General features: G+C 52.5%; 15 protein-coding genes and 3 riboswitches. Of the genes, 1 reads left to right on the top strand and 14 read right to left on the bottom strand.

What is annotated here, in order from left to right:
* Positions 1–18: 18 nt before the first annotated feature.
* The 14 genes from H6A12_RS03635 to H6A12_RS03570 all read right to left on the bottom strand — a co-directional run bounded on the left by H6A12_RS03635 (position 19) and on the right by H6A12_RS03570 (position 12,377).
* Positions 19–1,377: a cobyrinate a,c-diamide synthase gene (locus H6A12_RS03635; RefSeq protein ID WP_204444854.1), complete on the bottom strand. Its 1,359-nt coding sequence runs from the start codon at positions 1,375–1,377 to the stop codon at positions 19–21.
* Positions 1,370–2,569, bottom strand: a complete 1,200-nt coding sequence (cbiE, locus tag H6A12_RS03630) for a precorrin-6y C5,15-methyltransferase (decarboxylating) subunit CbiE (RefSeq protein ID WP_204444851.1) — start codon at positions 2,567–2,569, stop codon at positions 1,370–1,372. The genes H6A12_RS03635 and cbiE overlap by 8 nt, the downstream gene beginning before the upstream one ends.
* Positions 2,560–3,303: a precorrin-6A reductase gene (cobK, locus tag H6A12_RS03625; RefSeq protein WP_204444849.1), complete on the bottom strand. Its 744-nt coding sequence runs from the start codon at positions 3,301–3,303 to the stop codon at positions 2,560–2,562. The genes cbiE and cobK overlap by 10 nt, the downstream gene beginning before the upstream one ends.
* Positions 3,291–4,034 (bottom strand): precorrin-3B C(17)-methyltransferase, encoded by a 744-nt coding sequence (gene cobJ, locus H6A12_RS03620; RefSeq protein WP_204444847.1) that lies wholly within the window; start codon positions 4,032–4,034, stop codon positions 3,291–3,293. The genes cobK and cobJ overlap by 13 nt, the downstream gene beginning before the upstream one ends.
* 27 nt (positions 4,035–4,061) lie before the next feature.
* Complete coding sequence (locus H6A12_RS03615; protein WP_204444845.1) at positions 4,062–5,051, bottom strand: cobalt-precorrin 5A hydrolase; 990 nt, start codon at positions 5,049–5,051, stop codon at positions 4,062–4,064.
* A gap of 75 nt (positions 5,052–5,126) precedes the next feature.
* Positions 5,127–5,894 (bottom strand): precorrin-4 C(11)-methyltransferase, encoded by a 768-nt coding sequence (cobM, locus tag H6A12_RS03610; RefSeq protein ID WP_204444843.1) that lies wholly within the window; start codon positions 5,892–5,894, stop codon positions 5,127–5,129.
* 6 nt (positions 5,895–5,900) lie between these two features.
* Positions 5,901–6,599, bottom strand: coding sequence for a precorrin-2 C(20)-methyltransferase (gene cobI / locus H6A12_RS03605; RefSeq protein ID WP_204444840.1), 699 nt, complete (start codon positions 6,597–6,599; stop codon positions 5,901–5,903).
* Positions 6,590–7,723 carry a cobalt-precorrin-5B (C(1))-methyltransferase CbiD gene (cbiD, locus tag H6A12_RS03600; RefSeq protein ID WP_204444838.1) on the bottom strand — a complete coding sequence of 378 codons (1,134 nt, stop codon included), beginning with the start codon at positions 7,721–7,723 and terminating at the stop codon, positions 6,590–6,592. The genes cobI and cbiD overlap by 10 nt, the downstream gene beginning before the upstream one ends.
* 16 nt (positions 7,724–7,739) lie before the next feature.
* Entirely contained in the window at positions 7,740–8,507 is a 768-nt protein-coding gene (locus tag H6A12_RS03595) for a sirohydrochlorin cobaltochelatase (RefSeq protein ID WP_204444835.1), read from the bottom strand.
* Complete coding sequence (locus tag H6A12_RS03590) at positions 8,504–9,328, bottom strand: energy-coupling factor ABC transporter ATP-binding protein (RefSeq protein WP_204444833.1); 825 nt, start codon at positions 9,326–9,328, stop codon at positions 8,504–8,506. The genes H6A12_RS03595 and H6A12_RS03590 overlap by 4 nt, the downstream gene beginning before the upstream one ends.
* 19 nt (positions 9,329–9,347) lie before the next feature.
* On the bottom strand, positions 9,348–10,253 hold the full coding sequence (gene cbiQ / locus H6A12_RS03585; RefSeq protein WP_204444831.1) for a cobalt ECF transporter T component CbiQ: 906 nt from the start codon (positions 10,251–10,253) through the stop codon (positions 9,348–9,350).
* Entirely contained in the window at positions 10,250–10,594 is a 345-nt protein-coding gene (locus H6A12_RS03580; protein ID WP_204444829.1) for an energy-coupling factor ABC transporter substrate-binding protein, read from the bottom strand. The genes cbiQ and H6A12_RS03580 overlap by 4 nt, the downstream gene beginning before the upstream one ends.
* Positions 10,591–11,346, bottom strand: coding sequence for an energy-coupling factor ABC transporter permease (locus H6A12_RS03575; protein ID WP_204444826.1), 756 nt, complete (start codon positions 11,344–11,346; stop codon positions 10,591–10,593). Before H6A12_RS03575 ends, H6A12_RS03580 begins: the two co-directional genes overlap by 4 nt.
* A 142-nt stretch (positions 11,347–11,488) precedes the next feature.
* Positions 11,489–11,685: riboswitch (cobalamin riboswitch) on the bottom strand.
* Positions 11,686–11,753: 68 nt separating this feature from the next.
* Positions 11,754–12,377 (bottom strand): precorrin-8X methylmutase, encoded by a 624-nt coding sequence (locus H6A12_RS03570; protein ID WP_204444824.1) that lies wholly within the window; start codon positions 12,375–12,377, stop codon positions 11,754–11,756.
* A gap of 99 nt (positions 12,378–12,476) precedes the next feature.
* A riboswitch (cobalamin riboswitch) is annotated at positions 12,477–12,690 on the bottom strand.
* Positions 12,691–12,854: 164 nt separating this feature from the next.
* A riboswitch (cobalamin riboswitch) is annotated at positions 12,855–13,059 on the top strand.
* 124 nt (positions 13,060–13,183) lie between these two features.
* Between H6A12_RS03570 and hemA the strand changes: the two genes are divergently transcribed.
* Positions 13,184–14,383, top strand: a complete 1,200-nt coding sequence (hemA, locus tag H6A12_RS03565) for a glutamyl-tRNA reductase (RefSeq protein WP_243415281.1) — start codon at positions 13,184–13,186, stop codon at positions 14,381–14,383.
* Positions 14,384–14,391 lie beyond the last annotated feature (8 nt).

The following is a 14,391-nucleotide window of genomic DNA, read 5'->3' as shown; positions in this document are numbered from 1 at the left end:
ACAGGAGCGCGCCGTGTTTTATTCGATCATTTGATTCTGATATTCTGCTGCGGCGTTCACAAACCGCTCTCCCCACTGCGGATTTCCCCAGAAATACAAATGGGGAAACGCAGCATACAGATTTTTTTCGCCAAAGCCGCACGCCCAGCTTCTTGACGAAACCGGCTTTTTCGCGTGAAAGCTCTCGCCGTTTTCAGTCGAATCCCAGTAGTGAAATTCGTGCACCGGAATCTGCTCTCCTTTTGAAAACAGCAGGCTGTCGCTGTTTGCTGTCAGGTAAGCGTATCCAAACCGCACGAGTTTTTGTTTTTTGATTCCGTTTCCATTAAGTACGCCTGCCATCGGATAAGATGTACCGGTTTCGTCCTCTAAATTTTGTCCAAGGTACAAAAATCCGCCGCATTCCGCCACGGTAGGAAGCCCGTTTCGGATGGCTGATTGAACGGCCATTCGCATCGATTCGTTTTCGGAGAGCGCCTTTGCATACAGCTCCGGATAGCCGCCGGACAGATACAGCCCACCAATTTGCTGAGGCAAGTCGGTATCGTGCAATGGACTGAACTTCACAAGTTCGGCACCAGCATTCTCAAACACGTCCAGCGTTTCCGCATATGCAAAACAAAACGCTTCATCCCACGCCACGGCAATGCGCGCCTTTTTGGACACCTGTACCGGCGGCGCAGCACATGCCCGCTCTTTCCCTGCAAACAACGAAAGCAGTCGCTCCATATCGGTCGTTTCTTCGAGCTTTTGCGCCAAACGATCGATGCGCTGCTGCAATCCCTCGATTTCTCCGGCAGTATACAGTCCGAGATGACGGCTCTCAAAAGCCGCCTCCTCCATATGCGGAAGATATCCAAGAACCGGAAGACCGGTTTCTTTTTCGAGCATCGGTGCAAGACTTGAAAACAGCATCGGTGAGCAGTCATTGAGGAAGATGCCCTGAATGCGGCTGTTTTCCCGGAAGGTGCAAAGCCCTTTGATCTGCGCCGCCAGCGTCAAACTCGCTCCCTTAGGACGAATCACCAGCAAAACAGGAAGATTTAACGTACTGGCGACATGCCATGCGCTGGCCTCGGTTGTACTTCCGCCGACACCGTCGTAAAATCCCATAACACCTTCGCAGACAGCGGCACCATGACCCGAAATATGACGCTCATAAAGTTCTTCGAGCCGCTCTTTCCCGCAGAGAAACAAATCCAGATTGTGGCTCTCCACGTGAAGTACCGAACGGTGAAACATCGGGTCAATATAGTCCGGTCCGCATTTAAACGCACAAGGGGAAAGCCCGCGCTTTGCCAATGCTTCAAGCAGCGCGCACGTAACCGCCGTTTTCCCGCTCCCGGAGGCGGGAGCCGCCAGCAATAATTCAATCATTACAATTCCCCGCAATCAGAAAAATGGGATTATTCGCCATGAGCAAATGGAGCGAACCGGCAGTCTTTGCCCGGCTAATCGCAATTTGCGTCACTTCGGGTTCGATGCCGCGGTTTTGAAGCGATTGTACCGCCTGGTACAGCGTTTCAATGCAAATCGCAGAAATACAGATTCGCGCATGCGGATTCCGGTCAAGCACCAGATTCACGACCTCTTCCATCGAACCTTTGGTGCCGCCGATAAACACGGCATCCGGTGTTTCCAGTTCATGAAGCGCCTGCGGTGCTGCTCCTTCGATCAGCTTAAGATTCCATGCGCCCAGTTTTTCGCGGTTGATTCGAATCAAATCACAGGCTTTTTCGTTGTATTCTACTGCATAGGTACGTCCAAAACTTGCCGAAAGCGCCAGTTCAATGCTCACACTTCCGGTACCCGCACCGACATCCCACAGAATATCATCCGGTTTCGGCGCCAGTTTTGCCATCACTGCCGCCCGTACCTCCTGTTTTGTCATCGGCACTTCGCCGCGGGTGAACATGGTGTCCGGAAAGCCCGGTGTCCGGTGCGTCACACCCGGTGCAGGCTCTGCCAGCAGTACGCTGAGCGGTTCAAACTGCACATTTGCAAATTCTCCGGCAGTTCCCCGGTGAATGCGCTGATTCGGATACGAAAGGTTCTCGCCTACAATGACGTTTAATGCATCGAGTCCTGCTTCGGCAAGTTTATAACACAGCTGTGCAGGGCCAAGCGCGCCGCCCGTTAAAAAGAACACCGGTTTTCCCTGCATCACTGCGCCCACCGGATTGCAGTCGACGCCGTGTGCAGAAAGCAGCAGCCAATCCTGCCATGGCTGTCCGATCGATGCGGATAACAGCTGTACACTGGAAATGCCGGGATATACGATATAATCAATTCCCGCACTGCAAAGCATGGGAATGAGCGAACGGGTACCGGAATAAAAGCCGGTATCTCCGCTGTAAAGCACCACGCATCCTTCTTTGTTTTGTTTGATCGCGGTGAGGATTTCTTCCGGACGGGTCGCCGCAATGCGGTTATTCGTATAGGAATCAGGAAGTCCCGCCAACAGTCTTCTTGCTCCTATGATACAAGAAGCGTTCTCTAACGCCTGCCGGCAATCCGCAGTCATCGTGCCCGCATTTCCTCCGCCGGATGCTGCCAATATCACTTGCATTCCATCATCTCCCTACACCGTTTTACAATCATTTCATACGATTCGCCGCTCTCTTTCGGACGGCGAATCACCACCAGCCGCACGCCGGTTTTCTGTGCGGCCTGCGCTTTTTCGTCAAATCCGCCGGCTGCACCGCCGTCCTTTGTGACGAGCCACTGAATCGAAAATTGGCGAATAAGCGCGGCATTTAATTCGCTGGAAAACGGTCCCTGCATCGCGATCACATTGCCGCGCGGAATCTTGATCGCCTCGCAAGCCGCCAGACTTTCCTGCACCGGAAGCACACGCGGATACAGACGCTGCGGCTTAACCGCCGAAAAAACCGACAGCTCTTTTGCGCCGGTGGTAAGCAGGATGTTTCCCTCTGTGTGTTCCAAAAAGCGCGCGGCATCTTGTGCGGAATCCACCAAAATACAGTCTGCCGGCAATTCGCTTTCACGGCGCAGAAGCCTGTAAAACGGAACGTTTGCCGCTTCTGCCGCCGCACGGATATTCCGGCTTGCCTCTTTTGCATACGGATGCGTAGCATCGATGCACAAGTCGGCTTCTTTGAGCACCTTCACCATTTCGTCGGTATTCATCCTGCCCGAAAGCGTATGCGTGCCCGCTACGTGTTCCTGAATCGTTTTTCCGTATTCCGTGGCAACACATACCACCGTTTCAGCACCCATCGCCGCAGTTTCAGCCGAAAGTGCGCGTCCTTCGGTGGTGCCGCTGAAAATCACCACTCGCATTTTTTCTCATATCCTCGCGGTGTCACCATGCGACCGGAAATTTCCTGCGTCGTCGACGAACCGATAAACACGGTTGTAAACATATCAAGCTTTGCGTCCCGCAGTTCTTTGAGGGAAAGCACCTGCGCGCTTTGTCCATCTCTGCCGATATTGCGCACCCAGCCGCATACGGTATCCGGCGATTTTCCTTCCGCCAGCAGAATATCGCATGCCTTTGCCAGATAATCCGCACGTTTGTGCGAGCATGGGTTATATAGACACAGGCAGAAATCACCCCATGCGGCACAGCGCAGCCGTTTTTCGATCATTTCCCACGGTGTGAGAAGATCGGAGAGAGAAATGACACAAAAATCGTGTCCGAGCGGTGCACCGAGCACAGCGCCGCCGGAAAGTGCCGCAGTCACGCCTGCCACAACCTCAATTTCCACACCGGGATACTGCGGCGATAACTGAAGCAGAAGCCCTGCCATGCCGTATACACCGGCATCACCGCTGCAAACAAGCGCCACATCTTTTCCCGACTGTGCCGTTTCCATTGCCCAGCGGCAGCGATCCAGTTCTTTTTTCATCGGAGAGGTATACGTCTCTTTTTCAGGAAACAACGGCGCTACCAAATCGACATACACGGTATATCCGCACAGCACCTGTGATTGTTCGAGCGCTTTTCTGGCCTGTCCGGTGAGAAACTCCTCTTTGCCCGGGCCAAGACCTACTACATATAAAGTATTCATGGTCATCCTCATCTTTCTACCGGCTTGTTACCGGTCAACATTCCAGTCAAGCCGGAAAGGCTTTTCTGCTGCCGCCATCGTCACACCGTCAGCGGCGAATTTTTTCACCGATAAACTGCCGCCGCTGACAAACACGGCACTGCGTTCGCAGACATTATCGACGCCGGTGACCTGACTGACAAAGGCAGACGGCGTAAAAGTACCGGGGACACTGCGAAGCTCATCCGCAGTACACGTTTGAAACGGCCACCCATGTGCACGGCAAAAATCAATCAGTCCCGGCTCTTCTTTTTTTAAATCAATGCTGGCAGCCGCACAAATCGATTCGATGTGTAAGCTGTTTTCCTGCAAAAAGCGCCGAAACACTGCTTCAATGGTATCCTGCGGCGTTCCCTTTCTGCACCCTATACCGAGCACAACCGTGTTCGGCACGAGTGACAGCACCGCCTTCTCCTGCCGGACACTTACCGCCACATCGGCAGGAAGGTGTTCGGTTTGTGTGACACCCGGCGGACATGTTCCGTCGATTGGGTAGGCACTGTAGATGCTCACATTGCCGCCCGCCAGCAATTTGCCGGAAATATGCTTAATATGCATCGGATCGGCGACGCAAAGGTTCTGGCTTTTTGCCCATTCATCCACGGCAAACACGCCGTTTACATCGGTTGCGGTCGTGACGACTGCCTGTGCGCCGCACACTTGGCTGATTGCACGCGCAAGCCGATTTGCACCGCCCAAGTGACCGGAAAGCAGCGGAATCGCAAAGCAAGCGCATTCGTCCACAGCGACCACCGCCGGATCTTTCCACTTTTTTTCGATATAAGGCGCAATGGCACGCACGGCAATGCCCACCGCGCCCACAAATACGAGCCCGTCTGCTTCGGCAAAATGCTTTTTCGTCCAGTCTGACAGCGAATCGGGCTTTCCGCACCGCATCACACTGCCGCCCAACGTCTGCGCCAAAAAACCGGCAAGCGCAAAGCCTTTTTCGGTAAAGGCCAAAAACGCAAGATTCATCTGTTTCACCGCCAGTCTTTTTTGTTGTATGTGATTTCCCCGGAAAACACGATGGTTTTTTACCGGGAAACGGGATTATTGCTGCTTAGCTGCGCTTGCCTCACGGAATTCCGTGGTGAACGTCGGGTCATACAAGCGGCTGCGCTCATAGCACGAATCGAGAAAATCGCCAATCAGCAGCAATGCCGTTTTGCGGATGCCTTCCTCTGCGCCGCGCTGTGCCAATGTGCCCACAGTACAGCGGATCACCTTTTCATCCGGCCAAGTTGCCTTATACACAATCGCCGCCGGCGTATCTTTCTGGTAACCGCCCAAAAGCAGTTCCTCCTGTACCTCCTCGAGCAGGCCGGAGGACAAAAACAGCACCATGGAAGCCTGATGCTTTGCCATTGAAGAAAGTTTTTCTTTTTCAGGCACCGGCGTACGTCCTGCCATACGGGTGATAATCAAGCTCTGGCTTACACCGGGCAGTGTATATTCTGCATGAAGCGCCGCTGCTGCACCGCAAAAGCTCGAAACACCGGGTGTGTCGTCATACGCGATGCCTTTTTCGTCGAGTGCATCCATCTGCTCGCGGATTGCACCAAACAGGCTTGCATCTCCTGTGTGAAGGCGTACCGTCTCTTTGCCGGCTGCCTCCATGCGGTATATCACATCCAGCACCTGCTCTAATGTCATGGTCGCACTGTTGTGAATCTCACAATCCGCTTTCGCCATTTCCAACAGCGCCGGATTGACAAGGCTTCCGGCATAAATAATACAGTCTGCTTTTTTGAGCAGCTCAGCACCCCGCAGTGTAATCAGATCCGGTGCTCCGGGTCCTGCTCCTACAAAATGTACCATCGTCTCTCACTCCTTTACGATCACGGTTGCAAAATATCCGGTGGAGTCTTCGGGCTGTTTCTCTGCGAGATTTTCAAACACCCGCTCATCCGGCAAGCCGCAGTTTTGAATCATTGCACTCTTTTCAAGGCTTGCGTGCTCTGCAATCGCCTTTAATACTTCCGGCATCTGGCTGCCGGATTTCATCAGAATTTTATTTCCCGGCCAGTGGAGCACTTCCTCCAAATCAGAACTGCCGGGCGCAATATGAAGCGGGCTTTTCATCTCTGTAAGGCTCACACCAAGCCGTGCCGCAATCGCGCAAAAGCTCGGCACACCGGCCACCATCTGTGTCTGAAAGCCTCTCTCCCGCACCAGTTCCATCAAATAGCAGTAGGTCGAGTAAATCGATACATCCCCCAAATTAGGCATTGCCACATCCTGTCCCTGCGCAAGATAACGGCATACCTCGTCGGCCGCTTTTTCATGCGCCGCTCTCTGTACTGCCGCATCGCGTGACATGGTGAAATGCAGCGGCAAAATCGTCTTATCGGAAACATCCATCGCCTGCCGGACGATATCCAGCGCGAGCATTTCGCCGCTCTTTGTCTGCGGGCATGCCAGCACCGGGCATTCGCCCATAATCCGCAGCGCTTTTACCGTCAAAAGCTCCGGATCACCCGGGCCGACGCCTACACCATAAAAAATTCCTTGTTTCATTTCCATGATCCTATGATCTCCTTTGCCATTTGGGTTTGCCCTAACAGGCCGTATTGATTGGAAAACATCACCGCACCAATCCGGTATTTGTTGAAAACCCGGTGCTCGAGATGCTGCTGAATGGCTTTGAGCAATCGCTCCAATACCGCTTCCCGCAGATGGGCGTGGTCTAAAATTTCGATGCATGCATCCGTGGTGGCAGCTTCTAACAGTGCCGTGCATACCTCTTTGGAAGCGCCGCACACAGCGGCATGTGCGCACACAAGTTCGGTGCGGCAGTCTGCATATCGAGAATGCGTGTTCATCACGCCGCCTGCAACTTTGACAAGCTTTCCGATATGCCCCACCAACAGAATGCTTTCAAACGGATAGGTTCCCGCAATATCGAGCGCATCACCGATAAAATTCGAGCACTTCACCACCGGCACCGATTCGTTTGCAATATGCGCTTGACGCAAAAAATCCTCGCCGTAATTGCCCGGTGTGAGAATCAGCTGTTTTACGCCCAGTGCTGCCGCCTGCCGCAGTTCCACCGCGATGGTATCCACCAGTGCCTGCTCGCTCATCGGTTCCACAATGCCGGAAGTCCCCAAAACAGACAGGCCGCCTTCCACGCCAAGCATCGGATTAAACGTCTTTTGCGCCACTTCCCTGCCGCCGGGAATGCAGATAAGCACCTCGATTCCGCCGTCATAGCCCAGCGTATCGCACACCTTTTGCACCTGCTCTTCGATCATCTGCCGCGGTACACGGTTGATCGCGGCAAATCCCACAGGCTGATCGAGTCCCGGTTTCGTCACCCGGCCAACACCTTCTCCGCCGTCAATCAAAATGCCCGGACGGCGGCTTTTTTTCACATGTGCTTCGATGATTAAACGATGCGTCACATCGGCGTCATCGCCGCCGTCCTTCATCACGCCGCAGACGGCTGTATCCTGTTCCTGCTTTAAAAACGCGGGCGCGGTTGTTACCAAAATTCCCTTCGGCGTCATGAGAGAAAGCTCGTCCGGTGTTTTTCCCGAAAGCAGAAGCGATGCGGCACCTGCTGCTGCCAACGCCGCGCACGTGCCTGTTGTATATCCGCAGCGCAGCTGTTTTTGCCCGCTTCGGATGTAATAGTCCAATGCCATCCTGTTTCCTTCTCTCTTAGTTCAAAAGCGCCGAAAGATGCTGACAGTACAGTTCCTGCACGCCCGGGAGCACGCCCAGACCCTCTAAGACACACTCCACGTCATATCCTTTTTGGGTGAGGATGCTCTTCCAGCTGTCCTCTTCATCTCCGGCCATATCGTTAAGCGCATGATCTCCTGCCACCAGCATAAACGGTGCGGTACGCACATACGTATATGTTCCGGCACACAGCTGACCGCAAACTGCATCGATCTCCGGCCATCCTTCTACCGTACCCACATAGACGTCCGTTCGTCCCATCATGTGAAATACGGCCTGCATCGCAGGATACACCACATTCGAAAAGTGCGTTGTACCGTGTCCCATGAGCACCAGCGCGGTATTTTCCTTTTGCGGAAATTCCGCTGACAGAACGTGCGCGAGTGATTGCAGATCATCTGTGCAGGAAAGAAGCGGTACTCCAAGCAGCAGTGCGGGGAACTGTTTTTTTGCCTCCTCCACACTGGCTTTTAAGCTCTCATATTCCAATCCATATAAAAAGTGGGTCGGCTGGATCACCACACGGTCATAACTGCCGTCTGTCAGATGTGCAAGCGCCTCGTCCATGCTCCACACGGTTTCGCCTTTCTGCGCCAGAATCCGCCGAATGGTTTTGCTCGTAAACACGCGGAAAAAATCAGCGTCCGGCATTTGTGCGTGAAGCGCTTCCTCCACAGCCGTAATACTTTTTCTGGCAGCCGGCACACTGGTGCCGAAGCTGACGCAGAGCAATGCAGTTTTCATTCCGTTTTCCTCCCGATTTGATCATTTGCAAGTTCTTCCGGACATTTGGGCACCGGAATGTTCAGCGCTTTTGCCACACGCCACAATAACGGCTGTTCGAGTCCGCAGCGGCAAAGCAGTTCTTCCTCTGCAAACACAGCCTCCGGTGTATCATCCCGCACAAGCTGTCCGTCATGAAACACCAGTACCCGGTCAGCCCATCGCCATGCAAAATCCACATCATGCGTGGCAATCACCAACGTCATTCCCTTTTGATGAAGATCGTCAAGCGTATCCTCCAAACGCTGACGCCCTGCGGGATCGAGATTGCTGGACGGTTCGTCGAGCAGCATCACCTGCGGTTCCATGGCCAGCACGTCGGCAATGGCGACCCGGCGCTTTTCTCCGCCGGAAAGATACTGCGGACCGCGGCTTCGGTGCGCCGTTAATCCTAAATAACTGAGCGCCATTTCCACCCGGCGGCGCACCTCTTCTTCCGGCAGCCCTAAGTTGATCGGACCGAAGCTGATTTCTTCCTCAACGGTACCGGCGAGCAGCTGAACGTCCGGATCTTGAAAAACAAGTCCCACACTGCGGCGCAGCTGCATGCGCTGTTTTTCTTTTTTGCCGATTGCTTCGCCGCACAGCCGGATGGTTCCGCTGCGCGGTGTGAGAACACCGTTTGCAAGCAGGAAAAAGGTGGATTTTCCTGCACCGTTGCTCCCCAATACTGCAATTTTTTCTCCCTCATATAAACGCACAGAAAGCGGAAAAAGTGCTTCGCGCTCCCCGCCGCTGTCGTAATGATAGGAAACCTGCTCAAACGCAAGCAGTTCTTTCATACGCTATTCTCTTCTCCTTTTACAAAAGCCATATGCCGACGAGCATCCCGATTACCGGAAATCCCAGCAGACAAAGAATTTTGTATGTGACTTTCTTTTTTTGCGTCAAAAAAATCATTTGCCCGGTATAACAGCGGCTTTCCATCGCATCAAAACAAGCACCCGCCCGCTTAAAACTGTTCGCAAGCAGTCCGCCGTACACCATTCCGGTGGTATGAAGGCTTCGCTTGATGCCCTGATAGCCGAGCCGGCTCGCGGCGGAATCTTTCATGTTCCGAAACGTTGCCAACAAGATGAAAATGTACCGGTAAATCAATACCGCAAGCATCACAACGACAGACGGGACACGCACACGGCGAAGCACCTGCAATATTTCCGGCAAAGGCGTCGACAGGCTTATAAAATACAAACAGCTCACCGCGCCAAGCGCCCGGGATAATACGAGCATGCTCAAAGACTGCGCGGCGGGAACCACCGCCAGCCATCCGCCGAAAAACGGTATCATCAGCACCGCCTCACTGGGCAGCTGCTGATAAAAATCCCACAAAAGGGTAAGTCCCGACAGCAGCAAAAACACCGCAGGCAACCCTAACAGCGAGAGATATTCCCGCAGTTTTACTCCGCCTGCCGCCACAGTGACAACCGATAAAAAAACAAACAAGCCAATCGGCAGAAACGGCGATCCGCTGCAGATGCATAAAATCAGCAGCAGTACACTCACAGCTGTTTTAAACACCGCATTTTCTTTGCAAAGCTTAGAACGTCTTGCATACACGTCCATGGTCAGCACACCGTCATGATGATGCCCGCTTCCAACCAAAAAGAGAATCATTGCCAAAAGGCAGACTGCCGCCAGCCAAACTGGCGGCAGATGCCCGGCAAACAGGCTTAGAAAAATCAGCCCCGCAAGCAGTGCCGCAATCACGCCTGTTCCTCCTTATCGGAGGATTTTTCCTGTGAATTTCCGCTGTATTTCTTGCGTGCAACCAGATAGCCAAAGCTATATGCCAGTATACCGACACCCAAGCCGGTCTGAATGCAGAAAATCAAGCTTTCCACTTCACCCGGCAGTTCGCCGCCGAGCATTTGTTCGAGCACTGGCGTAAACCATGGCTCATATGCTTCTCCGGTTACTTCTTCTACCTTTTGGCTTCCTGCATCATCACTGCCGCCAAATTCTGCTCCTTTGAGCGCAAACAGCGGCAAAAATGCCAGTACAATCACTGCAAGCAGTGAAACAAGAACAATTTTTGTTTTCCGGCTCATTTGAACAGCCCCCTTTTTGCACAGCCGAGCTCATGCAGTTCTGTTTTGGCGTATGTTTCGAGTCCCATCACCACAAGCATGGTGAGAATGCCTTCAATGACTGCCAGCGGCAGCTGTGTTGGTGCGAACACGGCCAAAAACTCCGCCATACTTGCCCAGATACCGCCCTCTGCACTCGGATATGCCAGTGCAAGCTGAACACTGGTGATGCAATAGGTGAAAAGATCACCAAGCATCGCCGCCAAAAATACGTTGAACAGCTTCGGAAGCTTGCATTTTTTGCCGATCTGATACACACCCCAGGTCACAAGCGGTCCTGCAACAGCCATGCTGAACGTATTTGCGCCAAGCGTTGTAATACCGCCGTGTGCAAGCAAAAGCGCCTGAAACAGCAGTACGATGACACCGAGCACCGAAGTTGCCGGCACACCAAACAAAATCGCGCCCAGTCCGGTGCCTGTCATATGACTGCAGCTGCCGGTGACCGACGGGATTTTCAGCGAAGAAATGACGAAAATAAAGGCACCGGCCATCGCGAGCAGCAAAACAGATTTCCGATGCTGCTGTACCAGCCGCCGAATGAAAATGATGCCCGCCGCTAAAAACGGGAGGCAGACAGCACCCCATCCAATACAAAACGCCGGGGGCAAATAGCCTTCCATAATGTGCATCGCTGACACGGTCTGGGGTACACAGAACATGAGCGCCAACACTACGGAGATGGACATAAGTTTCTTTTCTCCAGTTGTCATGTGAATTCCTCCATTTGATGAAAAATAAGAAAACCTTCCTCAAACAGTTTTGAGAAAGGTCAGCATAAATCAGAGCGCATTCGCCCTCTGATCCATCATGGAAACGTTTCGTCCGTCCGTGCCCATGATTCCTGCCCTTTCGGCAGTATAAAAACAAAAGGCAGGTCTTCCGGCTCAGACGTCATCGCTTTGGTTTTGCCTTCCCATATGTACCCTTACAGTGGCATTCACAAACCAACGCTCTGTCTTTACGGCGGCGGTCCCGCACAGGCATTTCACCTGTTTCCCTATTATACCGGCTCAAAATAAAAGCCGGTCACCTTCTGTTCTTTTCCTTGTGAGAATACCACATTCTCGCAAGGATTTCAAGGGCGAAATCCATATAAAGTGATTATTTGTCTTTTCATTTAACGCATAATCTGATACAAAAGCGCGTTGCAGACGGCAGCCGCCACATTGCTGCCGCCTTTGCGTCCTCTGGCAACAATATGAGGTACCGAAGAATCAATAATCAGTTCCTTGCTCTCCACCACATTCACAAATCCCACCGGCACGCCGATGATCAGCGCCGGATGGAGCAGTCCTTTTTCCATCTGTTCATGCAGAGAAATCAGCGCCGTCGGCGCATTGCCGATTGCAAAAATGCAGGGCTTTTTAAGCTTTGCCGCCCGTTCCATCGAAACGATGGCGCGGGTAATGCCGCGTTCTTTTGCTTCTGCGGCAACATCGGGGTCAGACATAAAGCAGTGCACTTCGCCGCCAAGCTTACCAAGAATCGTCTTGTTGATGCCGGCTTTTGCCATCTGCGTATCGGTGACGATATCACAGCCGCCGCGAAGCGCTTCGATTCCTTTCTGCACGGCATGCGGTGAAAAAACGAGGTTATCCGCATAGTCAAAATCGGCGGAGGTGTGAATCACACGCTTGATGACCAGCTCATTCTCCGGATCAAGGTTCCGGTCTCCTAACAGCTCGGTGATGATGGCAAAGCTGCGTTTTTCAATATCCATTGGTTTGATCTGTTCGATCATAGCGTGTAGACTTCCTTTCCTTTTTGAAAAATGAAAAGCCGCGGCAGCTTAATCACTGCCGCAGCCGTTTTTCTGCAACATTTGCTTTCCCATGCAGCATGGAAAAAGCACATTTGAGCAGGTCTTCTGACTCATACATGTTAGGAAAATCCCAAAATTCTGCCCTGCCTTCCCGATTGCTCAGTGACTGATTTTCATCAACGGACAGAATTCATGTACATACAGCGGCGGTACCGTCCGGGAATCACACCCGGTTGTCTATTCTCCCTCTTTCCCATACGGAACACAGGGCACTCAAATTTTCTTTTATTTTAGGCACAGAATATCTTTTTGTCAACCATTATTTTGACGCTTTTCTCGATTGCACAAGTTTTTGTCTTTACATTCCCATAAAAAGCTGATAAAATAGATTCGATCATTGGTTTCGGGAAAAACAAACGCCGATTGACAGCGTTTTTCCCCATTTCCATCATCATGACAAATTGATACCGCTTGAGTGCTGCTGAACCCGTTCAGGCTCAGCAGAGAATAGGAAATCCGGTGAAAATCCGGAACGGTACCGCCACTGTATATGCGTAGGCTTCACACGCGGCGAAAGCCGGTCATTGGGAAACTCCCGAGAAGGCTGTGTGCGGGCTGACGAGGCATAAGTCAGGAGACCTGCTCAGCGTGATTTCTTTGCCGTCCGGCGTATATCGGAATGGCAGAGTTTTTGTGCGCGAAAAACGGCTGCGGCAGTATTGTGACTGCCGCAGTTTTCTTTTTCAAATTATAACAATGATAAAAATCAGGAGCGTGAATCATTGATGAATATTATCATGTCGGGTCTGGAGCACAGTTTGGCTCCCATCAGTCTGCGGGAACGGCTTTCCTTCACAAAACAGCAGACGGCTGAAATGGTGCAAAAAATCCGATCGTTTCCCCATATTTTAGGCTGTGTGCTCATTTCCACCTGCAACCGCACGGAATTGTATCTCTCCTGTTTAGAAGAACAAAACCCCGGCGAGCTATTGTGTCAGGCGGCAGGAACGGAATACGCCCCTTACCGGGATGTTTTCGTAACCCGTTCCGGCAAAAAAGCGGTCAAGCATCTCATGGAAGTCGCGTCCGGACTTCGCTCCCGTATTTTTGGAGAAGACCAGATTATCTCTCAGGTAAAAGATGCAGTGGCGATTGCGCGGCAGGCCGGCACTGCGGATTCCATTTTGGAAACGCTGTTCCGCTCCGCTGTTTCCGCCGGAAAAGAAGTCCGCACAAAAGTGCGGCTAACCTCCGTGCCCGCATCGGCTGCCAGCATGGCAGTGGCGCTTTTGCAGGAAAAACTCGGTGAGCTAGGCGGCAAAAAGGCACTCGTCATCGGAAACGGAGAGATGGGACGGCTGTCCGCATCACTTCTTGAACGGGCAGGCTGTCGGGTGTCTGTCACCCTGCGTACATACCGCCACGGCGAAACAATCGTCCCGCCCGGATGCGGCGTGGTTCCCTATGAGGAGCGTTTCGTTCACATGGACGGATGCGATATTCTGCTCTCGGCAACCACCAGCCCGCACTATACGGTCACAGCAGAACAGCTGTCCTCGTTGACCTCCGTTCCGCCTGTACTCATTGACCTGGCGATTCCGCGGGATATTGAAGCCGAAGCAGGACAGCTGCCGGGCGTTACGCTTTATAATATTGATGATCTGGGAAGCCGGTTGGAAAACCGGACGGTTCCGCCGGAAGTGACAGACATCTTAAAAGCACAGATGGAAAACTTCTACCGCTGGCTCAATTACAAAGACTGTATGACCTCCGTCGAAGGCCTCAAACAGGCGCTTGTCAACCGGATTCTCACTGCAAAAGAGTTAAACGAAGGACTGACGGAAGCAGAAATCATTGAATTGTCTGTCGATAAGACAGTAGATCTGATGATTTCAGGACTCGCAGAACGCATTACGTCTGAGAATCTGATCAAATGTGAAGGTAAAATTCGTCTGCACACCACCGGACGCCCGGTGGTATCCTGAGAAAGAAG

The sequence above is a fragment of the Merdimmobilis hominis genome (genome assembly GCF_016901855.1).
GTDB lineage: Bacteria > Bacillota > Clostridia > Oscillospirales > Ruminococcaceae > Paludihabitans.
The sequence above is the reverse complement of the archived record's forward strand: the minus strand, read 5'-3'. Positions and strand labels throughout refer to the sequence as shown.

What these genes read in the sequence shown, in the direction of transcription:
- hemA (WP_243415281.1), top strand. Translation starts at nt 13,184, where the DNA reads ATGAATATTATCATGTCGGGTCTGGAGCACAGTTTGGCTCCCATCAGT.
- cbiE (WP_204444851.1), bottom strand. Translation starts at nt 2,569, where the DNA reads ATGCAAGTGATATTGGCAGCATCCGGCGGAGGAAATGCGGGCACGATG.
- H6A12_RS03580 (WP_204444829.1), bottom strand. Translation starts at nt 10,594, where the DNA reads ATGAGCCGGAAAACAAAAATTGTTCTTGTTTCACTGCTTGCAGTGATT.
- H6A12_RS03595 (WP_204444835.1), bottom strand. Translation starts at nt 8,507, where the DNA reads ATGAAAACTGCATTGCTCTGCGTCAGCTTCGGCACCAGTGTGCCGGCT.
- cobK (WP_204444849.1), bottom strand. Translation starts at nt 3,303, where the DNA reads ATGCGAGTGGTGATTTTCAGCGGCACCACCGAAGGACGCGCACTTTCG.
- H6A12_RS03590 (WP_204444833.1), bottom strand. Translation starts at nt 9,328, where the DNA reads ATGAAAGAACTGCTTGCGTTTGAGCAGGTTTCCTATCATTACGACAGC.
- H6A12_RS03635 (WP_204444854.1), bottom strand. Translation starts at nt 1,377, where the DNA reads ATGATTGAATTATTGCTGGCGGCTCCCGCCTCCGGGAGCGGGAAAACG.
- H6A12_RS03615 (WP_204444845.1), bottom strand. Translation starts at nt 5,051, where the DNA reads ATGAATCTTGCGTTTTTGGCCTTTACCGAAAAAGGCTTTGCGCTTGCC.
- H6A12_RS03570 (WP_204444824.1), bottom strand. Translation starts at nt 12,377, where the DNA reads ATGATCGAACAGATCAAACCAATGGATATTGAAAAACGCAGCTTTGCC.
- cobI (WP_204444840.1), bottom strand. Translation starts at nt 6,599, where the DNA reads ATGGAAATGAAACAAGGAATTTTTTATGGTGTAGGCGTCGGCCCGGGT.
- cbiD (WP_204444838.1), bottom strand. Translation starts at nt 7,723, where the DNA reads ATGGCATTGGACTATTACATCCGAAGCGGGCAAAAACAGCTGCGCTGC.
- cobJ (WP_204444847.1), bottom strand. Translation starts at nt 4,034, where the DNA reads ATGAATACTTTATATGTAGTAGGTCTTGGCCCGGGCAAAGAGGAGTTT.
- cobM (WP_204444843.1), bottom strand. Translation starts at nt 5,894, where the DNA reads ATGGTACATTTTGTAGGAGCAGGACCCGGAGCACCGGATCTGATTACA.
- H6A12_RS03575 (WP_204444826.1), bottom strand. Translation starts at nt 11,346, where the DNA reads ATGACAACTGGAGAAAAGAAACTTATGTCCATCTCCGTAGTGTTGGCG.